We start from the raw sequence: 25,678 nt of genomic DNA, 5'->3' as shown, positions 1-25,678 counted from the left end.
TTTACTCGCCGCCGATACGCACCACCGTGCGCCCTTTGGCGCGGCCGGCGATGAAGTCGTCGAAGGCGCCAGGCAACTCGTCGAGCGTGATGACGCGCGTGATCTCGCGCAGCTTTTTCGGTTTCAGATCGGTGGCGAGCCGCTGCCAGACGATGCCGCGCGTCGGAAACCCGATGTAGCCCGAATCCACCCCGAGCAGGCTCACGCCTCGCAGGATGAAGGGGAAGACCGTGGTCTCGAGCTTGGGCGAAGCGGCGTTGCCGATGGAAGCCACCGTACCGGCTTGCTGCATGGTGGCGAGCATCCAGTGCAGGATGGGGCCGCCGACGTTATCCACGGCGCCGGCCCAACGGGATTTCTCCAGCGGCCGCGTGGCGGCGAAGTCGATGCTGTCGCGCAGCAGGATCTCGGCCGCCCCCAATTCTTGCAGATAGCCGCTCTCCTGCGCCTTGCCGGTGAGCGCCGTGACCCGATAGCCGCGCCCCGCGAGCATCTGGATGGCAAAGCCCCCTACCCCGCCGGTGGCGCCGCTCACCACCACGGGGCCCTTCTCCGGTTCGAGGCCGTTGTCTTCCATGCGCTGGATGCCTAGCGCGGCGGTGAAACCGGCCGTGCCCAACGCCATGGCCTCGAACAGATCCAACCCCTGCGGCAGCGGAATCACCCAGCCGGCAGGGATACGGGCGTATTCGGCATAGCCGCCGTGGTGCGACACGCCGATGTCGTAGCTGGTGGCGATAACCGGGTCGCCGGGGCGAAAGCGCGGATCGCTCGACTCGACCACCGTGCCCGAGAGGTCGATCCCGCCGATACAGGGAAAGCGGCGGATGATCTTGCCCTTGCCCGTGGCGGCGAGCGCATCCTTGAAGTTGATGCTCGAATAGGCCACACGGATGAGGACTTCGCCCGGATCGAGCACCTCGAAGCCGACCTCCTCGATGCCGGAGCGGACCACCCCATCCTCTTCGCGGATCATGAGGCATTTGAATTTTTCGGGTAATTGTCGTTCTTGCGTCATGGCGACTCCTCCTTCGTGAGTAAATCGGGCCTCAGGGCGAGGCGTTGCGCGCGAGCACGGCAGCGAAAAAGCCGTCGGTGCCGTGTACGTGGGGCGCGAGGCGCAGCACCGTGGGGCTGAAGCGATCGACCAGGGCATCGGCCGTCGGCATTTCCCAGCGGGGGATCTGCTCGGGCACGCCCGACTTGAAGAGCAACGGCCAGGGATCGAGCAGGGAAAAACGCGTCTCCCGTTCGAGAAAAGTTTCGAGCACTGCCTCGTTTTCCTCGGGCAAGAGGCTGCAGGTGACGTAGACCAAATGCCCCCCGGGGCGCACCAGGCGCGCCGCGGCCTGCAGGATGGCACGCTGCTTGGCGACGAGCTCCTCGACGAGCGCCGAGTGCTGCCGCCACTTGAGGTCCGGATTGCGTCGCAACGTCCCCAGGCCGGAACAGGGAGCATCCACCAGCACGCGATCGGCCTTGCCGGCGAGCCGATCGAGTCGCTCGTCGTTCTCGTGCGCGAGCACCATGGGCTGCACGTTGGTGAGCCCAGAGCGCACGAGCCGCGGTTTGAGCTTGGCGAGCCGCCCGGCGGAGATGTCGAAGGCGTAGACCTGACCGGTATTGCGCAGCGCTGCGGCGAGTTGCAGCGTCTTGCCGCCGGCCCCGGCGCAGAAATCGACCACCGTCTGGCCCCGGCGGGGGGCCACGAGCAGGGTCACGAGTTGGCTCCCCTCGTCCTGCACTTCGAACATCCCGTCCTGAAAGAAGGGATGGGCATGCAGCGCCGGTTTGCCCTGCACACGAATGCCGAGCGGCGAGAACGGCGTTGGCGCACAGTCGATGCCATCGGCCTGGAGTCGCGCGAGCACCGCCTCGCGCGTCGTCCGCCACGAGTTGACGCGCAGATCGAGCGGGGCCGGTCGGTTCGAAGCCGCGAGCAGCGCTTCGGTCTCCGGTGGGCCATAGGCGGCATCGAGCCGCTCGATGAGCCAGTCGGGCGCATCGAGCCGCTCGGCGCGTGAGAGCACGGGCGCGGCCGCCTTGCGTTCGGCAAGCCAGGCGCGCTCCCCTTTCTCCAACCAGGGCTCGAGGCGGGCGAGCGACCAGCCTTCGCCGCGCACGAGCCAGGCGAGCAGCAGCGCGCGCGGATTCGTACGCCCGGCCCAGGTTTCCAGACTGCGTCTATGCCGCAATACGGCATAGACGCGCTCGGCGATCTCGCCGCGATCGCGCTGCCCCAGATGGGGCCGCTCGCGGAAGAAACGTGACAAGACGGCGTCGGCCGGTCGCTCGAAGCGCAGCGCCTCGGCGAGCGCCGCCACCGCCTCGCTCAGCCAGGGGGCGCGCGGCGCGGTTTCGCCCGATGGGGCCTTGCGGCGGCGGGAAACGCTCATGACTGCAGCCAATGATCGAACACGCCGTCTTCGGACTCGATGAGCAGGCGCACCGGTCGGGAGACGGGCTCGGATTGCCACCACACGGTCATGGCGAAATCGCCGCTGTCGGTGCGTGCCGTGATGCGCTGCACCGGGATTTCTCCCAGGCCGTCCACTTTCAAACGCTCCGGCTGTGGTTCGACGCGATAGCTCGCCTGCTTGATGCGCCTGCCCGTGACCACGGCGATCTTGCCTTCCGGCGGTCCTTTCTGGCGCAAGAAACCGAGCTGGTGCATCAAGGAAAGATAGTCCTGCTCCTGATCGGTGAGGGGCAGCTCCTTCGTTTGGCCCTTGCGCGTGGTCCGCACGACGCGGGCATTCCAATCGAAATCGAGCAGCTCGGGCGGCTTACCCTGTCGCTGGCGCTCATAGTGCAGCGGATGAAAACCCGTCTTCGCGTCCCAAGTGCCGTTACTCATGCGTTTCTCATTGACCTGGGCGACCAGCGCGACCAAACCGGTGGTTTGTAATTGCAGGGTCATGGCGTAGCGCCCGTCGTCGCCCAGCGTCCAGGCGAGGTCGGCCTGGCCGATCTGTAGCCCCCTTTCGCCGCTCAGGACGCGATAAACGAGCCGCTGCGACTCGGCAGCGAAAGCGGATGCCGCAACGAGCATGCCAACAACGACCAGAATTTTCTTCAACATCATGACTCCAATGGTGGCCAGACGAGGGCCGCTTCTTGCACGCTGGCCGGTGCTCCCTGCAGCACCACGCGCCCTTCTGGCGTGAGCTGCAGGCGATCCTCGACGAACCAGCGCACCGCTTGCGGATAGATACGGTGTTCCTGCACAAGCACCCGCGCGGCCAGCGTCTCGGGGGTATCGTCGGGCAGCACCGGCACCGCCGCCTGCACGACGATGGGCCCGTGATCGAGCGCCGGGGTGACGAAATGCACCGTGGCCCCATGCACGCGGCACCCTTCCTGCAGCGCCCGCTCGTGCGTGTGCAGCCCGGGAAAGGCCGGTAGCAGCGAGGGATGGATGTTCAACATCCGCCCCTCGTAGCGGCGCACGAACGCCTCTCCCAGCACGCGCATGAAGCCGGCGAGCACCACCAGATCGGGCGCGAAGGCGTCGATCGCCTGGGCGAGCGCCGTATCGAACGCATCACGCGAGGGGTGGGCCTTGTGATCGACCACCGCCGTGGCGATGCCGTGGCGCCGGGCGAATTCGAGGCCGGCAGCCTCGGGGCGGTTGCTGATGACCGCCGCGATGCGTGCGCCTGGAATGGCGGCGCGCACGATCGCCTCCATGTTGCTGCCGCGGCCGGAAATGAGGATCACCACATTGCGCACGCCTGCTCCTTTCACGCCGGCTTCACGATAAACTTGGATTGTAGCGTCTACCGCCGAGCCCCATGTCCCGAATCCACCTGCTGCCCGATGCCCTGATCAACCAGATCGCTGCCGGCGAAGTCGTCGAACGCCCCGCCTCCCTCGTCAAGGAACTGGTCGAAAATGCGCTCGACGCCGGCGCGTGCGCCGTGGAAGTCAGCCTCGAGCAGGGCGGCGTGCGCCGCGTCCGGGTCAAGGACGACGGTCACGGCATCGCGCGCGAGGAGCTCGCGCTCGCGGTCATGCGCCACGCCACGAGCAAGCTGCACACCGCCGCAGACCTGGAGCGCATCGCCACGATGGGTTTTCGCGGCGAAGCGCTCGCGGCGATCGCCTCCGTCTGCCGGCTCACGATCACCTCGCGTGCCCGGGGCAGCGAGCACGCCTGGCGGTTCGATGCCACGGGCGGTGAACTCGCGCCGGCGGCACTGGAATCCGGCACGGTGATCGACTGCACCGACCTTTACTACAACACACCGGCGCGACGGAAGTTCCTCAAAAGCGAAGCCACCGAATACGCGCACTGTGAGGAAGCCCTGCGGCGCGTGGCCTTGGCGCGCCCGGAAGTCGCTTTCGCGCTCAGCCACAACGCCCGCGGCGTGCTGCATCTCAAGCCGGGCACCCCCCAGGAGCGGCTCGCCGCCCTGCTGGGAGACAAGTTCGTCGAGCACAGTCGCCCCGTAGAGGCCGAAGCCGGGCCAGTACGGCTCTTCGGGCGGGTGATCGAACCGCGGCATGCCGGGGAGAATCGTCCGCCGCAATACTGGTTCGTCAATGGTCGATTCGTGCGCGACCGCATGTTGAACCAGGCGCTGCGCCAGGCCTACGCCGACGTCCTGCACGGTTCACGTCAGCCGGCCTTCGCCCTCTTCCTCGCCATCGACCCGGCACTCGTCGACGTCAACGTCCATCCGGCCAAGATCGAGGTGCGCTTTCGCGATTCGCAGGCGGTGTTCCGTTTCGTGCTCGACGCGGTACGCCGGGCGCTCGCCCCGAGCCGCATCGTCCTCGAGCAGGAGAAAAACGATGGGGGTGAAGCGGCGGCCGCCACGGTCGAGCCTTCCGTGCCTCGGCAGCCAAGCCTTCCCTCCTCTTCCGTGAGCGACGCTCCGACCTCGCGCGTGATTCCCCCTTCCGCTCCATCCCCTGTGCCGCGCCTGCATGACGCCGCCGCCGAGGCCGCCTATCTTGCTTTCGCCCGGTCGGCACTTGCTCCGGTGCAGGAAATGAATGAAGCATCGGTCGCGGCGCACGCCAAGTCGAGCGCATTCGACGTCCCTGCCCCTGTCGCCGAGATCGCCTCCGACGATGCCATGGCCACGCCGCCGCTGGGCTATGCGCTCGCGCAACTGCACGGGGTCTATCTGCTCGCGCAGAACGCCGCCGGGCTCGTGCTCGTCGACATCCACGCCGCGCACGAGCGCATCCTCTACGAGCATCTGAAGGAATCCTGGGATCGCACGCCGAACGTGCAGCGCCTGCTCGTGCCACTCGTGCTCGCGGTCGATGCTCGGGAATACGCCACCTGGGAAGAACAGCGCAGCACGCTCGAGCGCCTGGGCTTTGACATCGGTGCCCTCGGGCCGGGGCAATTGGCCGTGCGCTCGGCGCCGGCGCTCCTCGCCCAGGGCGCGCTGGAACCCTTGCTACGCGCCCTGCTGCACGAGCTTTCCGAATTTCCACAAAGCCTTGCCGTCGAATCATTCCGTGATAAGATTCTGGCGACGATGGCCTGTCATGGGGCCGTACGGGCCAACCGCCCACTCACGATCCCCGAGATGAACGCGCTCCTGCGTGCCATGGAGCGCACCGAACGCAGCGACCAGTGCAATCATGGTCGCCCCACCTGGGTGCAATTGAGCCTCACCGAGCTCGACCGCTTGTTCCTGCGCGGACGCTGATCCGGCAATCCGACACGCCGCACCCTTTTACACCGCGCCGATTCCCGCTCGCCTCGGCGCCTCGTGTGTTCGAGTATTACTATATTGTCATCAAACGAAAAAGGAGGTGACGCCAAGAAAAGCGTCTGGGTTCGTGATCCGAACCGAGCGAGGCCGTCGATTCCCCGGAATCGGCCGTCACGAAGAGACCATCGACCGCCCTCCCCCTGAAATCGTACCGGGCGATGCGCGGTCCCCAACGCAGGAGAACGCCATGAATGCGACCCTTCTCGACTCCAACACTTTCCCCGCCTTTGAAGTCTATACGGCCAGGGATCTCGAACGTATTCCGCAACTGGAGCGCCTGCCACGGCAAGTGCGCTTCGATATGCAAGTCGTTTCGACCGTCCTGCCCTTTCGCGTCAACCGCTACGTCGTCGAGCACCTGATCGATTGGGACGCCGTTCCCGACGATCCCATATACCAGCTCACTTTTCCGCAGCGGGGCATGCTCGCCGACGAGCACTATGAAACGATCGCCACCCTCCTAGAACGAGGCGCGGAGAAAGCGCAGTTGGAAGAAGCGGTAAAGCGCATTCGCCAGGCGCTCAATCCGCACCCCGCCGGCCAGATCGAACTCAACATTCCCCGTGATGACTCCGGCGAGCCCATCTGGGGGCTACAGCACAAATACCCGGAAACGGTGCTCTTCTTCCCGGCTCAAGGGCAGACCTGCCACAGCTACTGCACCTTCTGCTTTCGCTGGGCCCAATTCGTGGGCGACAAGACGCTGCGCATCGCCACCTCACAGGCGCGTCAGCTCACCGAATACCTGCGCCGTCACCCCGAGGTCACCGACGTGCTCTTCACCGGAGGCGACCCGATGGTGATGAAAACCACCCATCTCGCCGCCTATCTCGAGCCGCTGCTCGAACCCGAATTCGCCCACATTCGCAGCATACGCATCGGCACCAAGGCGCTTACTTTCTGGCCGTTCCGCTTCCTCGATCCCGATGAAGGCGACGCCTTGATGCGGCTCTTCGAGCGCGTGCTGGCCGCCGGAAAACACCTGGCGATCATGGCGCACCTCAACCATTGGCGCGAACTCGAACCCGAAGCGACGCAACGCGCCATCGCCCGACTGCGCGGCATCGGTGCGACCCTCAGAGGCCAGGCCCCCTTGATTCGCCACATCAACGATGACCCCGACGTCTGGGCGAAACTGTGGCAAAAAGAAGTGGAGCTGGGCATCGTCCCCTACTACATGTTCGTGGAACGCGATACCGGCGCCAAGCAACACTTCGCCGTGCCGTTGGTACGCTGCTGGACGATCTATCGCGACGCCGCGAGCCGCGTCTCGGGTCTGGCGCGCACGGTGCGCGGCCCCAGTATGTCCGCCTCGCCGGGCAAAGCGGAAATCCTAGGGGTGAGCACGGTCGCCGGCGAACGGGTCTTCGTCCTGAGATTTCTCCAGGCGCGCGATCCTCAATGGACCTATCGCCCCTTCTTTGCCCGATACGACGAAAACGCCACTTGGCTAGACGAACTCGAACCCGCGTTCGGCGAACGGGAATGGTTCTGGAGCGCCGCGTACCGAAGCATGACCGAACGCCCCGCACCCGCCGTAGAACCCGTGAATTGATCCGGGCGAGTCGGTCACTCAGATCCAGCCCAAGCGATACAGGCCAAAGGCGAGCACGGCCAGCGCCACGCTCGCCCAGCCGAGCCGATCGACGATGCGGTGCAGCCTCGCCTCCATGCGCTCGCCCCCCCAACGCATCAGGGCCGCGACGAGGAAAAAACGCCCACCTCGCCCCACGAGGGAAGCCAGAGTAAAAGGCAGCAACGCCATCTGCGCCACCCCCGCGGCGATCGTGAAGACTTTGTACGGAATCGGAGAAAAGCCGGCGACGAACACTGCCCATACACCCCAATCGTCGAACCACGCCCGCGCCACGAGATAAGACGACCAATACGAGGAACCCTCGAGCCAGGGCCGGATCGTGGCGAACGCGAAGTAACCGATGGTGTAGCCGAGCAATCCGCCCAGCACCGAAGCCACGGTCGTGATCAGCGCCAATACCCAGGCACGGCGCGGGGAAGCCAGAGCCATCGGCGCGAGCATCACGTCCGGCGGCACGGGGAAAAACGAGGATTCGGCGAACGACAGCAGCGCGAGGTACCATGGCGCCCGCGGATGGCGCGACCAACGCATCACGCGGTCGAAGAGCGCAGAGAAAATTTTCATCAAAAATCCAGTGAGCACGAGAAGACAATCGGCCGGATTCTATGCCATCCATGGAAAGAAGATGTACACCCCACTGACTCGGAACGACATCCCCTGCATCCCTTGGTTGCTCGGCCCCACGGCCAGCGGCAAGACCGCCTTCGCGCTCGCGCTCGCCGAACGTTTTCCGCTCGATATCGTCAGCGTCGACTCGGCCCTGGTCTATCGCGGCATGGACATCGGCACCGCCAAGCCCACGGCGCAGGAACAGGCGCGCGTACCGCACCACCTGCTCGACCTCGTCGAGCCGGAAGAAGCCTATGGGGCGGCGCGCTTTCTCGCCGATGCGCTCGCGGCGATCGGGGAAATCCTTGCCCGCGGACGGCTGCCGCTGCTGGTGGGCGGCACCATGCTCTACTTCAAGGCGCTGCGCGAAGGTCTTTCCGACCTGCCGCCAGCCGACCCTCGACTGCGCGCCGAGATCGACGCACGCGCTGCACGCGAAGGCTGGCCGGCGCTCCACGCCGAGCTCGCCCGCCTCGACCCGCAGGCCGCCGCCCGGCTCGCGCCCACCGATGCGCAGCGCATCCAGCGCGCGCTCGAGATCGTCCTTCTCACGGGTGAACCGCTCGCCGCGCGCTACGCCCGCCGCCCCCCGGCCGCCCACGGTTACCGCTGGCTGCCGCTCGCGCTCGTACCCACGGATCGGGCACGGCTGCACGAGCGCATCGCCGAGCGCTTCCATGTAATGCTGCAGACGGGGTTCGTCGAGGAAGTGATGCAGCTACGGCAACGCCCAAACCTCACCCTTGCCCACCCGTCCATGCGCGCGGTGGGCTATCGCCAGGTGTGGCAGTACCTCGAAGGTACGATGGACCGCGAAGCGATGATCGAAGCCGGCATCGCCGCCACGCGGCAACTGGCCAAACGCCAGCTCACGTGGCTGCGCCAGTTCGGCGAGAACTGGCCCGAGCTGCGTCGCTTCGATCCCTTCGCCCCGGAAACGCCACGGCGTTTGGCCGAAGCGCTGGCGGAAATGCGTTAGGCCGGAGAGCCCACGATGCGCGCCTGCGGCTCATCCCCCACGCGCGGCACCACCTCGCCGATGCGATAAACCGTCTCACCCTGCGCGCGCAGCAGGGCTTCTACCGCCCCCGCCTGCTCGGGTGCGACCACGAGCACCATACCGATGCCGCAGTTGAAGACACGGGTCATCTCCGCCTCGGCCACCTCGCCCTGCTCCTGCAGCCAGCGAAAGAGTGCCGGCCGAGGCCAACTCCCGAGATCGATGTGCGCGGCGAGCGGCTCGGCCAGGATGCGCGGCACGTTCTCCCTGAGCCCCCCGCCCGTGATGTGCGCGAGTCCCTTGAGCGCACCGGGCAGCTCGCGCAGCAACTCGAGCACACTGCGCACGTAGATGCGGGTAGGCGCCATCACCGCCTCGCGCAGCGGCTTGCCGTCGAGCACGAGTTCGGCATCGCGCGCCGCATCCGCGCCGTAGCCTGCCTTCGCGAGCACGCGGCGGATGAGAGAATAGCCGTTCGAGTGCGCACCACTGGAAGCCAATCCCAGGAGCACGTCGCCGGCAACGATACGCGAACCGTCGAGGATGGCCTCCCGCTCGACCGCCCCGACGGCGAATCCGGCCAGGTCGTACTCCCCTTCGGGGTACATGTCGGGCATCTCGGCCGTCTCGCCGCCGATCAACGCGCAGCCGGCGAGCTCACAGCCGCGCGCGATGCCAGCCACCACCCGCGCCGCCACCTCGACGTCGAGCTTGCCGCAGGCGAAATAATCGAGAAAAAAGAGCGGCTCGGCCCCTTGGACGAGGATGTCGTTCACGCTCATCGCCACAAGGTCCTGCCCCACCCCGTCGTGCATCCCCCAGGCAAAGGCGAGTTTGAGCTTGGTACCCACCCCATCGGTGCCGGAAACGAGCACGGGATCGCGATAGCGCCCACCGAGCGCGAAGAGCGCCCCGAATCCGCCGATACCGGCGAGCACTTCCGGGCGCATGGTGCGCGCCGCCAAGGGTTTGATGCGCTCGACCAAGGCATCTCCCGCATCGATGTCTACCCCAGCATCCCGATAAGTCAATCCTGTCACGTCGGCTCCTCTTGCTCAGCGTCCGGTTCCCCGGCGATAATTGACCCCTATATATCACTATCACGAGGCGGCCGTTCCGACCGAGTCCTCGCTCATGGCGAACGATCCAAAATTGTACGACACCGCATGAACGGCACACCCTCCATCCGCACAGAATTTTGGCTGTGGGGCGGGCTAGCGGCGCTCTTCGCGTTCCTCCTCTACTCGCTGCTGCCGGTACTGACCCCCTTCATCATCGGCGCAGTGCTCGCCTATATTTGCGGCCCCATCACCGACCGGCTCGAGGCACTGGGTCTGCCGCGCACCCTGGCAGCCTGGCTCACCATCCTCATCGTCGGCTTCCTGCTCGTAGCCGTCGTCTTGCTCGTGCTACCGCTCTTCTGGCGCCAGATCGCCATCTTCGTCCAACAGTTACCCGATTTGCTGGGGCGTCTCGATTCGTTCCTGCAGCACGTCGGGCAGCGCATCGGGGTCGACGTCGATCGCATCGACCCCGAGTTCGTGCGTGAATGGCTCAAAGAGCACTGGGACAGCGCACAAAATTGGCTGTTGCTGCTGCTGGGCAAACTCAGGAGCGGCGGCGCCGTGCTCATGGCTACGCTCATCAACCTCGCCCTCATTCCCCTGGCGATGTTCTATCTGCTGGTGGAAGCGCCGCACCTGCGTCGCACGCTGCTGCGCCTGCTGCCTCGACACTGCCAACAGCCCGCAGCGAAAAAGATGCGCGGAATCGACCGAGTGCTCTCCGAATTCCTCCGCGGACAGCTGTCGGTCATGGGCTCGCTCGCACTCTACTACAGCATCGGCCTGAGTCTAGCCGGGCTCAATTTCGCGCTCCCCATCGGAATCATCACGGGGTTGATCGCCTTCATCCCCTACGTGGGCTACGGCACGGGGGTGGTCCTGGCGGCATTGGCTACCCTGATTCAGGGGCCGGAGCCCATGCTCGTGGTGCCCGTCATTCTCGTCTTTACGTTGGGTCAAGTCCTGGAAACCTATGTCCTCACGCCTCATCTCGTGGGCGAACGCATCGGGCTTCACCCACTCGCGGTGATCTTCGTGCTGATGGCCTTCGCCCACTGGTTCGGTTTCGTCGGCATGCTCATCGCGCTGCCCACCGGCGCAGTGCTGCTCGTCGTCCTGCGCGATCTACTCGCAGCATGGAAGCGCAGCAGCCTCTACCGCGGTCGCCCGGGAGGAGGTGGGTGAGCACTCAGCTCGTACTCGACTTCTTCGGCGGCACGGTGCCGACTTTCGAACGTACCGTGATCGGCCGCAATGAGGAGCTGGTGGCGAGGCTGCAAACCCTGGTACTGGAGCGAGACAGCGGCCCGCTGCCCCCCTCGCACCTCTACCTCTGGGGAGCCTCGGGCTGTGGTCGCACGCACCTTTTGATCGCCACCGCCGAATTCGCCCAACGCAACGCCCGCCCGGTGCATTATGTCGCCGCCGAGCACTTCCTCGGCGAAGCGCTGCCGGAGACACCCAGAGCGATCCTGCTCATCGACGACGTACAGCACGCCGATTCCGTCCTGCAACATGCACTCTTCAACGCCTACAATCGCGCGAGGGAACTCGAGCAGCGCCTCGTGGTCACTGGCGACACCCCACCACGCAATCTCGGGTTGCGCGAGGATCTTCGCACCCGCATCGGCCAGAGCCTCGTGTTCCACGTCGAGCCGCTCGACGATGCCCAGCGGCTCGGTTTCCTGCAACAATGGGCCCAGGCGCGCGGCATGCAGCTCGAGCGCGACGTGGCGACTTACGTGCTGCATCGCATCGAACGCGACCCACGGCGGCTCGCCGCCTTCGTCGCGGCGCTCGATCGTCGCTCGCTCGAGCGGCAGCGCCCCGTAACCGTGGCGCTCGCCCGCGAAGTGCTCGCAGAACTGGGCGGGCAACCCCAAGGCGACGAACCCGGTACAATGGCAAAGGAATGAAAGTGAACCTCACCCTCTTCGATCTCGACAACACCCTGCTCGCCGGCGATTCGGACTTCGAGTGGGCACAGTTCCTGATCCGCCGAGGTCTGGTCGATGCCGAGCTCTACGAAGCGAAGAACGCCGAGTTCTATGCCCAGTATCAGGCCGGCACGCTCGACATCCACGCCTTCCTCGATTTCCAACTCGCCCCGCTCGCGCGCCACGAACGCCGTGAGCTGGAGGCGCTGCACGCCGAATTCATGCGCGAAGTGATCGAACCCATGATGACGCCGGCGGCCAAAGCCCTGGTACGCGATCACTTGGCCGCTGGCGACGTGGTGGCGATCGTCACCGCCACCAACGCCTTCGTCACGGGGCCGATTGCGCGCGCTTTCGGTGTCTGTCACCTCATTGCCACCATCCCCGAGCAGCGCGACGGGCGGTTTACCGGCCGCTGCCGCGGCACGCCGGCCTTCCAGGCGGGCAAGATCGAGCGCGTCGAATCCTGGCTCGAATCGCTGGGGCTGTGGTGGACGAATTTTTCCTGCACTACCTTCTACAGCGACTCGCACAACGACCTCCCCTTGCTCGAACGCATCGCCGAACCCGTCGCCGTCGATCCGGACGAACGACTGCGCTCGCACGCACTCCGCCACGGTTGGCGCATCCTGTCGCTGCGCCAAGCCGAGCCATCCTCGGCCACGAGACGACCATGATCCGCAAATTCATCAAAAAAGTCATCGCCAAAGTCACCAAACCGAGTGCCTCGGCGCCGGCCGTTTTACCGGCCGCGCGCTATGGCATCACTCCCGAGCACATTTCCCCCGGCGCCCGCCTCGTGTGCGAGACGCTACATCGTCATGGCCATCAAGCCTATGTCGTGGGCGGCGCGGTGCGCGACCTGCTCTTGTCTCGCACGCCCAAAGACTTCGACGTCGCCACCGACGCCCACCCTGAGCAGGTACGAGCCCTTTTTCGCCGCGCCCACATCATCGGGCGCCGCTTCAAGATCGTGCACGTCTATCACGGCAGGGAAACGGTGGAAGTCACCACCTTCCGTGGCCTGGTCGATCCCGACCGCGCCCCCGTGGATGCGCACGGCAGGCTCCTCGACGACAACGTGTTTGGCACGCACGCCGAGGACGCCCAGCGGCGCGACTTCACCATCAATGCCCTCTACTACGATCCGGTGGCGGGCGTGCTGCACGACTTTCACCATGGCGTGGGCGACATCGAGGCGCGTACCCTGCGCATGATCGGCGATCCCGAGCAACGCTATCGCGAAGACCCGGTGCGCATGCTGCGCGCCGTACGGCTCGCCGCCAAGCTCGATCTCCTGATCGATCCGGCCGCCCGCGCCCCTATCCGACGCCTCGCCCCTCTTTTGGAGAACGTCCCACCCGCGCGGCTCTTCGACGAAGTGGTAAAAATCCTTACATCCGGCCATGCGCTCGCCTGCCTCGAACGACTGCGCGAGGAAGGATTGCACGGCGGGCTGCTGCCAGTGCTCGACCTCGTCTTCGACCACCCTTCCGGCGAGCGCTTCGTGCGCCTCGCCCTGGAAGACAGCGACCGGCGCATCCGCGAAGGCAAGAGCGCCTCGCCCGCCTTCAGCTTCGCCGCCCTGCTATGGCCCCGGGTGCTCGAAGAATGGCGCCGGCGCCAGGCTCAGGGCGAACCGGTCTTCCCTGCCATGGAAGCCGCGATGGACACCGTGCTGGAGACGCAGGCCGAGTCGCTCGCGATCACGCGCAAACTCGCCGGCGACATCCGCGAGCTGTGGATGATGCAACCGCGCTTCGAGCGGCGCGCCGGCAAAGCCCCCTATCGCCTCATCGAGCAGCCGCGCTACCGCGCTGGCTGGGATTTTCTCTCGCTGCGCGCCAAGGCGGGCGAAGTGCCCGAGGAACTGCCGCGCTGGTGGCAGCGCTTCGCCTACGGCGATGAGGCCGAGCGGGCGGCGCTACTGCGTGAAGCGCGAAGTACCGGCGAGACACCGGCCAAACGCAAGCGCCGCCGCCGTCCGCGCAAAGCGCAATCGGCCGTGCGCGAGATGACCGAGATCACCCCCACGCCGGACGCTCCATGACCCCCGTCCTCGCCCATGTCGCGCTCGGGGCCAATCTCGGTGACGCCGAAGCCACGGTACGCGCGGCGATCGCCGCCTTGGGACGATTGCCCGACACGCAGCTCGTCGCCGCCTCCTCGCTCTACCGCACCGCGCCGGTAGGCGTTCCCGAGCCGCAGCCGGACTACATCAACGCCGTGGCGCGCGTGGCCACGACGCTGCCGCCGCATGCCTTGCTCGACGAGCTCCTCGCGCTGGAAGGGCGCTTCGGCCGCGTCCGCCCCTACCGCTGGGCGCCGCGCGCGCTCGATCTCGACCTGCTGCTCTACGGCGAACTCGTACTCGCATCCTCCCGCCTCACCTTGCCCCATCCGCGGCTGCATCGGCGCGCCTTCGTGCTCGAACCGCTGCTCGAACTCGACCCCTTCCTGGAAGCCCCGGGCCTGGGGCCGCTGTCGGCCTGGCGTGAGCGGCTGAGCGACCAGGACGTCGAACGCCTCCTGCCCCATCCCGCATGAACGCTCTCTCTCACCTCCCTCTCTGGCTGCAAACGGCGCTGCTGCTTTCCGCTTCCAACCTCTTCATGACTTTTGCCTGGTACGGCCACCTCAAGCATCTGGCCGACCGGCCGTGGTGGTTCGCCGCCCTGGTTTCCTGGGGCATCGCTTTTTTCGAGTACATGCTGCAGGTTCCGGCCAACCGCATCGGCGCCCAGGCCCTTGCCCTGCCGCAGCTGAAACTGATGCAGGAAGTGATCACGCTCGCCGTGTTCGTGCCGTTTGCCATCTTCTACATGAAGCAACCGCTCAAGCTCGACTACCTCTGGGCCGCGTGCTGTCTGCTCGGCGCCGTCTATTTCACTTTCCGGACGACCTGACCATGCTCGACAAAGCCCGTTACCTCGTCATCGAAGGCCCGATCGGCTGCGGCAAGACGCGGCTGGCGCAGAAGCTTGCCGAAACGCTCGCCCTGCAGGCGGTGCTGGAAACCCCCGAGCGCAATCCCTTCATCGGTCGGTTCTATCAACACCGCGAACGCTGGGCCTTGCCGCTCCAGCTCGACTTTCTCTTCCAGCGGATCGAGGCGCTCTCGTCCGTGGCCCAGATGCTCGCCGCCGGACAGCGCGTGGTGAGCGACTTCATGCTGCAGAAAGATCCCCTCTTCGCCGAGCTCAACCTCGCACCGGACGAACACGCCCTCTATCGGCGCATCCATGAGCGGATCGTGCCTGCGAATCTGCCGCAACCCGATCTCGTCATCTACCTGCAGGCCCGCCCCGAGACGCTGGCCGAACGCGTCGAGCGTCGCGCCTGGACGGTCGAGCGCGGCATCACGCTCGATTACCTCACCGAAGTCTGCGCCGCCTACGCCCGTTTCTTCTACGATTACAGCACCTCCCCCTTGTTCATCCTGGATGCGGAAGTGCTCGACCCCATCCACGAATCGGGCGACTTCGCCCTTGTGCTCGAGCGCCTGCGCGGAATGCGCAGCCACCGCGAGTATTTCGGCTACGCCTGAGCGGCGCGGGTTGTGCGTCGCGATGAAATGCGCCACAATCGCCCGCGTTCCCGTTGTACGGAGGAGGCGATGAGCGCCCAACCCCTGGATGACAAGCCCGTCACCCTCACTCGACTCGCCGAGATGCGTGCCGCCGGCGAGAAGATCGCCATGCTCACTTGCTACGACGCGAGTTTCGCCACGCTCCTGGAGCGTGCCGGCGTCGACGTCCTGCTCGTGGGCGATTCGCTGGGCAACGTCGTGCAAGGGCAGAAGAGCACCCTGCCGGTGACGATGGCGCAGATGATCTATCACACCGAATGCGTGGCCCGCGGTGCCCGGCGCGCTTTCGTCGTCACCGACCTGCCGTTTGCCTCTTATCAGGAAAGTCCGCAGCAGGCGCTACGCAACGCCGCCGCCCTCATGGCCGCCGGGGCGCAGATGGTCAAGCTCGAAGGCGGGCAAGTGATGGCCGAGACGGTGCGTTTCCTCGTCGAGCGCGGCATTCCGGTGTGCGGGCACATCGGCCTCACGCCGCAAGCCGTGCACCAGCTCGGCGGCTATCGCGTGCAGGGGCGCAGCGAGGAAGACGCGCGCCGCCTCCTCGAAGACGCCCTGGCGCTGGAAGAAGCCGGAGCGGCGCTCCTCGTCATCGAGATGGCCCCGCGCACCCTGGGTGCCGAGATCAGCGCCAAACTGTCGCGCACGGCCACCATCGGCATCGGCGCCGGGCCCGAATGTCACGGCCAGGTGCTGGTGCTGCACGACATGCTGGGGATCTACCCCGGGCGCAAGGCGCGCTTCGTCAAGAACTTCCTCACCGGCCGCGATTCGGTCGAGGAGGCGGTGCGCGCCTACGTGCGCGAAGTGAAGGAAGGGGCGTTTCCCGCCCCGGAACACTGCTACTGAGGGTTCGTCATGACCACGATTTCGCCGCTCACGACCGTGGCCAAAGTCCGTGCCCTGCGCCCCTCCCTGGGACGCGTGGCGCTGGTACCGACCATGGGCTGCCTGCACGAAGGGCACCTCGCGCTGGTGCGCCAGGCGAAGACGCTCGCCGACACGGTGGTGGTGAGCATCTTCGTCAACCGCCTGCAATTCGGCCCGAACGAGGATTTCGACCGCTATCCGCGCACCCTGCCGCGCGACCTGGAGCTGCTCGCCGCCGAGGGCGTGCATCACGTCTTCGCTCCGAGCGAAGCGGAAATGTATCCCGAACCGCAGACCTACACCGTGACGCCCCCGCCCGAGCACACCGACATCCTCGAAGGCGCCGTGCGCCCCGGGCATTTCCGCGGTGTAGCCACCGTGGTCACCAAGCTCTTCGGCATCGTGCAGCCCGAAGTCGCCCTCTTCGGCAAGAAGGATTACCAGCAGCTCATGGTGCTGCGCAACCTGGTGCGCCAGCTCGCCCTGCCGGTGACGATCGTCGCCGGCGAGACGGTGCGCGCCCCTGATGGTCTTGCACTCTCCTCACGCAACACCTATCTTTCAGAAGCCGAGCGTGCCGAGGCGCCGCGCCTCTATCGCGTCCTCACGCGTATCGCCCAGGCCGTGCGCGCCGGAGCCACCGACCATGCCCGGCTGGAGGAGGAAGCAATGGCCGAGCTCGCTGCCCACGGCTGGCAGCCGGACTACGTCACGGTGCGCCGCCGCGTCGACTTGCAGCCCCCCGCGCCCGGCGAGCGGGAACTCGTCGTGCTGGGCGCCGCGCGCCTGGGTAGCACGCGGCTCCTCGACAACATCGAGATCTGACGCGTACGCAGCGCCACCGGGTGGGGCAAGCGCTCGTCCTTGACGGGGTGTTGCGATCCATGATAAAAACAAACAAACGCGTAATAAAAATAAACGAATGTGTGAAAAACACGATAGGGGCGAGCGCACCGCCTTGCGCTCAAACCCCAAAGGAGGAGACTCATGTTCGAACGGCATTATTCCGTCTGGCCCAAGGGCGTGCCCAAGCACGTTACCATCCCCGAAACCAGTCTCTACGAAAACCTCGTCATCTCGGCACGGCGCTATCCGCGCAAACCAGCGATTCTCTACTACGACACCCCCATCTCCTACGGCGAGGTGCATGAGTCGGCCGAGGCGCTTGCTGGCTATCTCCAGCACCTGGGGATAAACAAGGGCGACCGCGTGCTGCTTTACATGCAAAACAGCCCGCAGTTCATCATCGCTTATTACGGCATTCTGCGCGCCGACGCCATCGTCGTTCCCGTCAACCCCATGAACCGAGTCGCCGAACTCGAGTATCTCGTCGAGGACACGGGAGCTCGGGTCGTGATCTGCGGGCAGGAGCTCTTCGACAACCTCGCCCCACTGCTCGAGCGCGGCAAGCTCGCCCATGCGATCGTCGCCGCTTACGGCGACTACGTGCGCACCCCTACCGACCTCGAGCTGCCGGCAGAGGTCGCCGCCCCACGGCGTCCGTTGAGCGTCAAAGGGGTCACCTCCTGGCACGAAGCCCTCGCCGCGGGCCATTGTCCAGCGCCACATACCGCGACGCCCGAAGATTTTGCCGTCATTCCTTACTCCAGCGGCACCACGGGGCATCCCAAAGGGTGCATCCATACGCACCGCTCGGTAATGGCCACCACCGTCTTCAACGCCGCGTGGATTCCTGCCCCCGCCGACTCCTCCACGCTCGGCACCCTGCCGCTTTTTCACGTAACGGGCATGCAGGGGACGATGAATACCGTCATTTTCAACGGTGCCGCCGTGGTACAGATGACGCGGTGGAACCGTCGCGTCGCCGCCGAGCTTATCCAACGCCACAAGATAACGAGTTGGACCGCCATCACGACGATGGTGGTCGACTTGCTCGCCGATCCGGAAATCCATCGCTACGACCTCAGCAGCTTGGTGCGCATCGCGGGCGGCGGCGCCGCCATGCCCAAAGCGGTGGCGGAGAAACTCCAACAACTCGTCGGCCTACCCTATCTCGAAGGCTACGGCTTGACCGAAACGATGGCTCCGACCCACATGAACCCGCCCGATGCCCCGAAATCCCAGTGCCTTGGCATCCCCATCATGAACACCGACGCGCGGGTGATCGATCTCGACAGCGGTGCGGAACTGGGCCCGAATGAAGTCGGGGAAATCATCGTCCATGGCCCTCAAGTCTTCCAAGGCTACTGGAATCGCCCCAAGGAAACTGCCTCGGCCTTCATCGAGCTCGAAGGAAAACGCTTCTTCCGCACCGGCGACATCGGCTATTACGACGAACAGGGTTATTTCTTCATCGTCGACCGTCTCAAGCGCATGATCAATGCTGCGGGCTTCAAGGTTTGGCCGACCGAAGTCGAGTCGATGATGTATGCCCACCCCGCCATCCAAGAAGCGTGCGTCATCTCGGCACCCCATCCACGGCGTGGCGAAACCGTAAAAGCGTTGGTCGTACTCCGCCCCGACGCCAAAGCCAGCGAAGAAGAAATCATCGCCTGGTGCCGTGAACGTATGGCTGCCTACAAGGTACCGGAGAAGATCGAATTCGTGGAGACTCTACCCAAGTCTCCCACCGGCAAGCTCCAATGGCGACTATTGCAGGAACGAGAATGGCAGAAAGCCTCTTCTTGAGAAGAAAGGATATGGCGTGATATTATTCATCCAGCAAATTCTCAATGGCTTGACCCTGGGGAGCATCTATAGCCTCGTGGCATTAGGCCTGACTCTCGTCTACGGCATCATGCACATCCCCAACTTCGCACATGGTGCCTTCTACATGATGGGAGGCTTCGTTGCCTATAGCTTGATGACCAAGGCGGGAGTCCCTTACTGGCCGGCGATACTCTGCGCTGCCGCAGTCAGCGCCGTCATCGCCATGGTCAGTGAGCGGCTGGTTTTTCGCGCTTTGGAGAACGCGCTGCCATTGCACCACATGATCGCCGCCATTGGCATCCTTCTTTTCCTCGAGGCACTGGCGCACGCCATATGGGGTGCGGAATTTCACCGCATGCCCACTCCCTACACGGGCTCGGTTACCTTAGCTGGGCTGAGTTTGCCCACGCAACGCATACTCATCATCGTGTCCGCTTTTGTGCTCATGGTCGCACTCAACCTGTTCTTGCGAAAAACTCTACTCGGTACCGCCATCTTGGCGATGGCTCAGAATCGGGAAGGCGCCTTCCTCATGGGCATTGACGCAAACAAGATTTCCTTGCTCACTTTCGCCATCGCCGGGGCCCTGGCGGCGGTAGCGGCCGCACTCTTTGCCCCCATCAACCTCATCTACCCCACCATGGGCGAGCTCGTCATCATGAAAGCCTTCGTCATCATCATTCTGGGTGGCATGGGCAGTATCAGTGGCGCCATCGTAGGCGGACTCATCATCGGCATGGCCGAGGCCCTCGCGGGTTTCTACGTTTCCTCCGACTACAAAGATTTGATCGCTTTTGCGGTCCTCGTACTCATTCTGGCACTGCGCCCCGAAGGGCTCTTCACCAAGGGGATGCGATGATGAACAAATTTTCTCTACTCGGTAAAGGTGGCGCGAGCCTTTTCTTCCTCCTCTGTCTTTTTTTTCCACTCCTGGCCAACAACCAGTACCAAGTCGCCCTGATGACCAATATTTTCATCCTGGCCTTGGCGACCCTCGGCCTCAATCTCATCACCGGCTATACCGGTCAGCTCAACCTGGCTCATGGAAGTTTCATGGCAATAGGCGCCTACACGGTGGCCCTTCTCATGGTCAAAGGAGGATGGCCTTTTTGGCCGGCACTGCTGGTCGCCGTCTTGTTTACGGGCATGCTGGGCGCACTGCTGGGCACCGTGGCCCTACGCCTCAAAGACCACTATTTCGCCATCTTCACCATGTCGCTCGGGGTCATCATCCTGCTGATCCTCGAAAAATGGGACAGCCTCACCGAAGGACACAATGGCATTTTCGGCATCGAACCGCCAGAAGGATTCGGTTTGATCGATTTCCACCAAATCCTACCCCAGTACTATCTCGCGCTCGTCATGCTGCTCATCGGCCTTTTGGTGATGTGGCGTATCACCCTATCCTTGCTCGGTCGAACCTTCATCGCCATTCGTAACAGCGAGCCGCTGGCACAAGCGATAGGGATAAACACCATGCGCGCCAAGCTCCTGTCTTTTACCCTGTCGACCTGTTACGGTGGCTTGGCGGGAGGACTCTACAGCGGCATCGTGCGCTTCGTCGACCCAAGCCTGGCCAACATTGCATTTACTTTCGACATGATCACTTTCATGTTGGTTGGCGGAATCGGCTTACTCTTCGGCCCCATCGTCGGCTGTGTGCTCCTCATGTGGCTGGTCCAGAGCCTACAATTCCTCCAGGAATACCGCATGCTCATCTTCGGGCCCATACTCATCATTCTCGTGATCTATTTTCCACACGGCCTGATGGGTTACCTCCACCTACGCCGTATGAGACGGCTCACTCGGCAACCATCGAGCAACGCTACTGCTACGACAAAGGTGTGATCCATGCTACGCACTCACCACCTTACCAAACACTTCGGGGGCCTGACGGCGGTGCGCGATGTCACCATGGAGTTCGAACAAGGTCACATTACCGCCGTCATCGGCCCCAACGGCGCGGGAAAAACCACCTTCTTCAACTTGATCAGCGGCATGCTCAAACCCAGTTCCGGGCAAATCACGCTCGATGGAGCCGATATAACTGCCGCTCCACCGCATCGCATCGCCGCCCTGGGCATCGCACGCACTTTCCAAAGCACTACCTTGTTCGAGCACGGCACGGTGCTGGACAACGTGATCGTCGGCCATCGCCTGCGCGTACGTTTCAATCTACTCGACGTCATTTTCAACACCAAGCGGATGCAAAATGCCGAAACCCAATGCCGCCAGCGCGCCCTGGAAGCGCTCGAACTCGTTGAACTGACCGCCGTAGCCCATCGCTTAGTGAGCGACATCACCCAAGAACAACGGAAACGCGTGGCCATCGCCCTTGCGCTTGCCACATCCCCGCGCTATCTCTTGCTCGATGAACCTGCTGGTGGCCTCAATCCCGAGGAAACCTCGAGGCTGGCGATCCTGATCAAACAACTCAACACTCTTGGCTATGGCATCTGCCTGATCGAGCACAAAATGGACATGGTCATGAAGTTGGCGCACAAGATCGTCGTCCTCGACTATGGCGAAAAAATCGCCGAAGGTACGCCCGCAGAGATCAGCACCAACGCCAAAGTGATCGAGGCCTATCTGGGGAGCGAGCATGCTGCAGCTTGATGCCGTCACGGTTCGATACGGCAATTTCACTGCCATAGATCGAGTCGATATCTCCCTCACCCACGGCGAGATCACGGTCCTGCTCGGCGCCAATGGTGCCGGCAAGACGACGCTTTTCAAAACCTTGAGCGGCTTGTTGCGCCCCGTCTCAGGAACCATCATCTTCGATGGCCGAGACATTACCCGCAGCAAGCCGACCGAGATCGTACGCTTGGGACTCGTGCACTGCCCCGAAGGGCGCAAACTCTTCCCCGCCCTCAGCGTGGAGAAAAATCTCCTTCTCGGAGCATACGTACACGCCCGCGACAAAGCTGGGGTACAACGCGCCCTCGAAGAGGTCTACTCCCTCTTTCCCATCTTGCGTGACAAAGCGCAGGACGAGGCCGGCTCGCTCAGCGGGGGACAGCAACAAATGGTGGCCATCGGCCGCGCCCTGATGGCCCGCCCCCGCCTCTTGCTGCTCGACGAACCCTCGCTGGGCCTGGCGCCGCTCGTCGTCAAACAAATGTTCGAAGTGATCGCACGCATCAATGCCTCAGGTACCACCGTCCTGCTGGCCGAACAAAACGCCTACGGCGCGCTCAAGATCGCGCACAAAGCGTACATTCTCGAACAAGGGCGCATCATCTTGCAAGGAGACCCTCAGAAATTACTCGCCGACGACCGGGTACGCCGGGCGTATATCGGGATCTGAGGCACACGGCTTGACCGAATGGCCATTCTTGGGTACAGTGAGCAAACAAGCGTTTGATTAACAACAACCGAGGAGGAAGGAGACATGAGCACAAAAAAATACCTGAAAACCACCCTCATCGCCGCTTTGTGCACGGCAGCGATTGCCAACACTGCCTGGGCGCAGACGGTAAAACTTGGGTACTCCGGGCCTTTGAGCGGCGGCGGCGCCCTCTACGGAAAAAATGCCCTCAGTGGCATCGAAATGGCCATCGACGAAATCAACGCCAGCGGCGGCTATTCGATCTGCGGCAAGAAATACAATTTCCAAGTAATCGCTCTCGATGACAAGTACGCTCCCAGTGAAACGGGGATCAACGCCAGGCGACTCGTTCAAGAACACAAAACCCCCATTATCTTCACACCTCACGCTGGCGGCACGTTTGCCATGCAGGTATTCAATGAGAAAGAAGGGTTCCTCATCGCTTCTTATACCAGCGTACCGGACGTATCTGAGCGTGGCAACACCCTTACGGTACGCATTCCACCCAATTTCAAGAATTACATCGAACCTTTTTCCAAATATGCGATGAAGCGTTTCGGCACCAAGGTCGCGGTCGCTAATGCCAACCATACCTACGCCAAGATGTGGACCGAAGCGTTCACCGAAGGATGGAAGAAACTAGGCGGCACGGTGGTAGCGGAAAACCCCATGGACTACAACCGCGACACCGATTTCTACAGTGGAGTGAGCCGAGTCTTGGCGGCCAAACCCGACGTGCTTTTCATCGGCGGTCCCTCCGAACCCACTGCTTTGGTTGCGCAGCAAGCGCGGGAGCAAGGGTTCAAAGGTGGCTTCATCGTCATGGACCAGGCGAAACTGGACGAAATGGCGAAAATCGTGGGCGGCCTACAGCCCCTCGAGGGCTCGGTCGGCGTCATGCCGCTCGTTTTCAACGATGCGCCTGCGGCAAAGGCTTTCATCCGCGCCTATGAAGAGAAATACGGCAAAACACCGACGACCGAAGCCAGCCTCAATCGCTATGCCACCTACGTTTTTGCTGAGGCGATGAACCAGTCCTGCTCCGTCGACGACGCTCGCAAGATCCGTGAAGCGATCCCCAAGGCGGTCGCTGCCCTGCCCCCTGAACTGAATACGGACGGGGTGGAAGGCGTAGAAGAAAACGGGGCTTTCTTGCTAGAGCTACGCTTTGCCGTCGTCGAAAACGGTCAAATCGTCGTCAAGCGACGTGGCGATCTATTAAATTGACTACGGACCGAAAATAGAACACGGTCAGGTTTTTTTATTCAACGAAGGCAACTGAGAGAACACTCATGATCGAACTCAGGGACAAAGCCAAGGTGTTGCGTGACAAGCTCCTCACATTCATGGACGAGCATATCTACCCCAATGAAAAGGTGTTCGAGGAGCAGCATGCCCAACTCAAAGATCGATGGGAAAATCCCCCCATACTCGAAGAACTCAAGCGTAAGGCTCGCAGCGAAGGTTTGTGGAACCTCTTTCTCCCCGACGAAGAATATGGCGCCGGCCTCACCAATTACGAGTACGCCCATCTGTGCGAGATCATGGGGCGTTCCCACATCGCCCCAGAAGTCTTCAACTGTTCAGCGCCCGATACCGGCAACATGGAGGTTTTGCTCAAATACGGCACCAAAGAACAACAAGAGAAGTGGCTCAAGCCGCTGCTTGCCGGTGAAATCCGTTCTTGCTTCTCGATGACCGAACCCGACGTCGCTTCGTCCGATGCCACCAACATCCGCTGCGAAATTCGACGCGAGGGTGACGAATACGTCATCAACGGCCGCAAATGGTGGTCTTCCGGCGCCAACGACAAGCGCTGCAAGATCGCCATCGTCATGGGCAAGACCAACCCGGACGCGCCCAAGCACCAGCAACAGTCGATGATCCTGGTGCCCTTGGACACCCCCGGTGTCAAAATCCTGCGCAATCTCACCGTCTTCGGCTACGATCACGCCCCTCACGGCCACGCCGAGATCCATTACGACAACGTGCGCGTGCCGGTCTCCAACCTCTTGCTCGGTGAAGGGCGCGGTTTCGAAATCGCCCAAGGCCGTCTCGGTCCGGGACGTATCCATCACTGCATGCGGCTCATCGGCCAGGCCGAACGCGCCCTGGAAACCATGTGTCAGCGCGCCCTCTCGCGCGTGGCTTTCGGCAAGCCCTTGGCCGAGAACGACTACGTGCGGCAAAACATTGCGATCTCGCGCATCGAGATCGAACAGGCACGCCTGCTCGTACTCAAAGCCGCGCACATGATGGATACAGTCGGCAACAAAGAGGCACGTCGCGAAATCGCCATGATCAAGGTCGTGGCGCCGAACATGGCCTGCAACGTGATCGATCGCGCCATCCAAGTGCACGGTGCCGCCGGCGTGAGCCAAGACACCTTCCTCGCCGCCGCTTACGCCAATGCCCGATCGCTGCGCTTCGCCGACGGACCGGATGAAGTACACCGCGAAACCGTCGCCAAGCTCGAACTGCGCGCTTACCGCACCCCCCACTGAAGGAGACATGTCCATGTTCTCCCTCAAGGACAAAGTGGCCCTTGTCACCGGATCGACGCGCGGCATCGGCCTGGCCATCGCCCGATTCTATGCCCAGGCCGGGGCCAAGGTCGTGATCTCGAGCCGTAAAGCCGAAGCCTGTGAGCGAGTCGCCGGCGAGCTCCTCGCCCAGGGGTACGAAGCGATCGCCGTTCCCTGCAACGTCAGCGACAAGGCCCAGCTGCAAAACCTCGTCGATCGGACCCTGGAGCAATGGGGCCGAATCGACGTCCTGGTGTGCAACGCCGCCACAAATCCGGTCTATGGGCCGCTGGCGCAGATCTCCGACGAAGCCTGGGAAAAGGTCATGGGCACCAACGTGCAGAGCATCCTGTGGCTGTGCAACATGGTGCTGCCAGGAATGGCCCAGCGCGGCGGCGGCTCCGTGATCATGGTCTCGAGCATCGCCGCCATCAAAGGAAACGCCGTGATCGGTGCTTATGCCGTATCCAAGGCAGCCGAGGCCGAGCTCGCGCGCTGTCTCGCCGTCGAATGGGGCCCGTCGAACATCCGGGTCAATGCCATCGCCCCCGGGCTCATCAAGACCGACTTCGCCCGGGCGCTGTGGGAGGACCCGGTGTGGCGGGAAAAGGCCGAACAGAAGGCGCCGCTTCGGCGGCTGGGAGAACCCGAGGACATCGCCGGGGTGGCGCTCTTCCTCGCCTCGGACGCTTCGAGCTTCGTCACCGGCCATCTCCTCGTCGCCGATGGCGGGGAAACAATCTGCTGAGAA

At 63.6% G+C, this 25,678-nt stretch carries 26 protein-coding genes; 20 read left to right on the top strand and 6 right to left on the bottom strand.

The features are described 5' to 3' along the window. Position 1: 1 nt before the first annotated feature. The 4 genes from EPD80_RS07145 to purN form a co-directional block, all read right to left on the bottom strand. Positions 2–976, bottom strand: coding sequence for an oxidoreductase (locus EPD80_RS07145; RefSeq protein ID WP_390613073.1), 975 nt, complete (start codon positions 974–976; stop codon positions 2–4). Positions 977–1,049: 73 nt separating this feature from the next. After that, positions 1,050–2,396 (bottom strand): RsmB/NOP family class I SAM-dependent RNA methyltransferase, encoded by a 1,347-nt coding sequence (locus EPD80_RS07140; protein WP_142810662.1) that lies wholly within the window; start codon positions 2,394–2,396, stop codon positions 1,050–1,052. Further along, positions 2,393–3,085, bottom strand: a complete 693-nt coding sequence (locus tag EPD80_RS07135) for a DUF3108 domain-containing protein (protein WP_142810660.1) — start codon at positions 3,083–3,085, stop codon at positions 2,393–2,395. The genes EPD80_RS07140 and EPD80_RS07135 overlap by 4 nt, the downstream gene beginning before the upstream one ends. Further along, complete coding sequence (gene purN / locus EPD80_RS07130) at positions 3,082–3,732, bottom strand: phosphoribosylglycinamide formyltransferase (protein WP_142810658.1); 651 nt, start codon at positions 3,730–3,732, stop codon at positions 3,082–3,084. The genes EPD80_RS07135 and purN overlap by 4 nt, the downstream gene beginning before the upstream one ends. 62 nt (positions 3,733–3,794) lie before the next feature. Here purN and mutL point away from each other — a divergent pair, with 62 nt between their 5' ends. Next, complete coding sequence (gene mutL, locus EPD80_RS07125) at positions 3,795–5,672, top strand: DNA mismatch repair endonuclease MutL (protein WP_142810656.1); 1,878 nt, start codon at positions 3,795–3,797, stop codon at positions 5,670–5,672. Between the two features lie 253 nt (positions 5,673–5,925). Further along, positions 5,926–7,293, top strand: a complete 1,368-nt coding sequence (locus EPD80_RS07120; protein WP_142810654.1) for a KamA family radical SAM protein — start codon at positions 5,926–5,928, stop codon at positions 7,291–7,293. Between the two features lie 18 nt (positions 7,294–7,311). Here EPD80_RS07120 and EPD80_RS07115 read toward each other — a convergent pair whose 3' ends face one another. Further along, positions 7,312–7,899 (bottom strand): YqaA family protein, encoded by a 588-nt coding sequence (locus tag EPD80_RS07115; RefSeq protein WP_142805253.1) that lies wholly within the window; start codon positions 7,897–7,899, stop codon positions 7,312–7,314. 61 nt (positions 7,900–7,960) lie between these two features. Here EPD80_RS07115 and miaA point away from each other — a divergent pair, with 61 nt between their 5' ends. Then, positions 7,961–8,923, top strand: a complete 963-nt coding sequence (gene miaA / locus EPD80_RS07110; protein WP_142810652.1) for a tRNA (adenosine(37)-N6)-dimethylallyltransferase MiaA — start codon at positions 7,961–7,963, stop codon at positions 8,921–8,923. Here the strand turns inward: miaA and purM are convergent. Beyond that, positions 8,920–9,984 carry a phosphoribosylformylglycinamidine cyclo-ligase gene (purM, locus tag EPD80_RS07105; protein ID WP_142810651.1) on the bottom strand — a complete coding sequence of 355 codons (1,065 nt, stop codon included), beginning with the start codon at positions 9,982–9,984 and terminating at the stop codon, positions 8,920–8,922. The two genes, miaA and purM, sit on opposite strands and share 4 nt — an antisense overlap. Positions 9,985–10,110: 126 nt before the next feature. Here purM and EPD80_RS07100 point away from each other — a divergent pair, with 126 nt between their 5' ends. From EPD80_RS07100 to EPD80_RS07020, 17 genes are all read left to right on the top strand, one after another. After that, the gene (locus EPD80_RS07100) at positions 10,111–11,193 is read left to right on the top strand and encodes an AI-2E family transporter (protein ID WP_142810649.1); all 1,083 of its coding nucleotides are present in this window, start codon (positions 10,111–10,113) and stop codon (positions 11,191–11,193) included. Beyond that, complete coding sequence (locus tag EPD80_RS07095; protein WP_185957737.1) at positions 11,190–11,924, top strand: HdaA/DnaA family protein; 735 nt, start codon at positions 11,190–11,192, stop codon at positions 11,922–11,924. The genes EPD80_RS07100 and EPD80_RS07095 overlap by 4 nt, the downstream gene beginning before the upstream one ends. A 2-nt stretch (positions 11,925–11,926) precedes the next feature. Then, the gene (locus EPD80_RS07090) at positions 11,927–12,622 is read left to right on the top strand and encodes a histidinol-phosphatase (protein ID WP_142810646.1); all 696 of its coding nucleotides are present in this window, start codon (positions 11,927–11,929) and stop codon (positions 12,620–12,622) included. Further along, positions 12,619–13,995: a polynucleotide adenylyltransferase PcnB gene (gene pcnB, locus EPD80_RS07085; RefSeq protein WP_142810644.1), complete on the top strand. Its 1,377-nt coding sequence runs from the start codon at positions 12,619–12,621 to the stop codon at positions 13,993–13,995. The genes EPD80_RS07090 and pcnB overlap by 4 nt, the downstream gene beginning before the upstream one ends. Next, the gene (gene folK, locus EPD80_RS07080) at positions 13,992–14,492 is read left to right on the top strand and encodes a 2-amino-4-hydroxy-6-hydroxymethyldihydropteridine diphosphokinase (RefSeq protein ID WP_142810642.1); all 501 of its coding nucleotides are present in this window, start codon (positions 13,992–13,994) and stop codon (positions 14,490–14,492) included. Before pcnB ends, folK begins: the two co-directional genes overlap by 4 nt. Next, positions 14,489–14,851, top strand: coding sequence for a DMT family protein (locus tag EPD80_RS07075; protein ID WP_142810640.1), 363 nt, complete (start codon positions 14,489–14,491; stop codon positions 14,849–14,851). The genes folK and EPD80_RS07075 overlap by 4 nt, the downstream gene beginning before the upstream one ends. Positions 14,852–14,853: 2 nt before the next feature. Beyond that, the gene (locus EPD80_RS07070) at positions 14,854–15,492 is read left to right on the top strand and encodes a deoxynucleoside kinase (protein ID WP_142810638.1); all 639 of its coding nucleotides are present in this window, start codon (positions 14,854–14,856) and stop codon (positions 15,490–15,492) included. 69 nt (positions 15,493–15,561) lie between these two features. After that, positions 15,562–16,380 carry a 3-methyl-2-oxobutanoate hydroxymethyltransferase gene (gene panB, locus EPD80_RS07065; protein WP_142810636.1) on the top strand — a complete coding sequence of 273 codons (819 nt, stop codon included), beginning with the start codon at positions 15,562–15,564 and terminating at the stop codon, positions 16,378–16,380. Positions 16,381–16,389: 9 nt separating this feature from the next. Beyond that, entirely contained in the window at positions 16,390–17,226 is an 837-nt protein-coding gene (gene panC / locus EPD80_RS07060) for a pantoate--beta-alanine ligase (protein ID WP_142810634.1), read from the top strand. Between the two features lie 162 nt (positions 17,227–17,388). Further along, the gene (locus EPD80_RS07055) at positions 17,389–19,050 is read left to right on the top strand and encodes a long-chain fatty acid--CoA ligase (RefSeq protein ID WP_142810632.1); all 1,662 of its coding nucleotides are present in this window, start codon (positions 17,389–17,391) and stop codon (positions 19,048–19,050) included. Positions 19,051–19,066: 16 nt separating this feature from the next. Further along, positions 19,067–19,930, top strand: coding sequence for a branched-chain amino acid ABC transporter permease (locus tag EPD80_RS07050; protein WP_142810630.1), 864 nt, complete (start codon positions 19,067–19,069; stop codon positions 19,928–19,930). Continuing rightward, positions 19,927–20,919: a branched-chain amino acid ABC transporter permease gene (locus tag EPD80_RS07045; protein WP_221928901.1), complete on the top strand. Its 993-nt coding sequence runs from the start codon at positions 19,927–19,929 to the stop codon at positions 20,917–20,919. The genes EPD80_RS07050 and EPD80_RS07045 overlap by 4 nt, the downstream gene beginning before the upstream one ends. A gap of 3 nt (positions 20,920–20,922) precedes the next feature. Then, the gene (locus EPD80_RS07040) at positions 20,923–21,687 is read left to right on the top strand and encodes an ABC transporter ATP-binding protein (RefSeq protein WP_142810628.1); all 765 of its coding nucleotides are present in this window, start codon (positions 20,923–20,925) and stop codon (positions 21,685–21,687) included. Further along, positions 21,674–22,381 (top strand): ABC transporter ATP-binding protein, encoded by a 708-nt coding sequence (locus EPD80_RS07035; RefSeq protein WP_142810626.1) that lies wholly within the window; start codon positions 21,674–21,676, stop codon positions 22,379–22,381. Before EPD80_RS07040 ends, EPD80_RS07035 begins: the two co-directional genes overlap by 14 nt. Before the next feature lie 84 nt (positions 22,382–22,465). Continuing rightward, a complete protein-coding gene (locus EPD80_RS07030) occupies positions 22,466–23,629 on the top strand; it encodes an ABC transporter substrate-binding protein (RefSeq protein ID WP_142810624.1) in 1,164 nt (387 codons plus the stop codon). A gap of 65 nt (positions 23,630–23,694) precedes the next feature. Then, a complete protein-coding gene (locus EPD80_RS07025; RefSeq protein ID WP_142810622.1) occupies positions 23,695–24,906 on the top strand; it encodes an acyl-CoA dehydrogenase in 1,212 nt (403 codons plus the stop codon). 13 nt (positions 24,907–24,919) lie between these two features. Continuing rightward, positions 24,920–25,675 carry an SDR family NAD(P)-dependent oxidoreductase gene (locus EPD80_RS07020; RefSeq protein ID WP_390613072.1) on the top strand — a complete coding sequence of 252 codons (756 nt, stop codon included), beginning with the start codon at positions 24,920–24,922 and terminating at the stop codon, positions 25,673–25,675. The last annotated feature ends 3 nt before the right edge of the window (positions 25,676–25,678 follow it).

The sequence above is a fragment of the Tepidiphilus olei genome (assembly GCF_006980705.1).
GTDB lineage: Bacteria > Pseudomonadota > Gammaproteobacteria > Burkholderiales > Rhodocyclaceae > Tepidiphilus > Tepidiphilus olei.
This window is presented reverse-complemented; position numbering and strand designations above follow the sequence as displayed.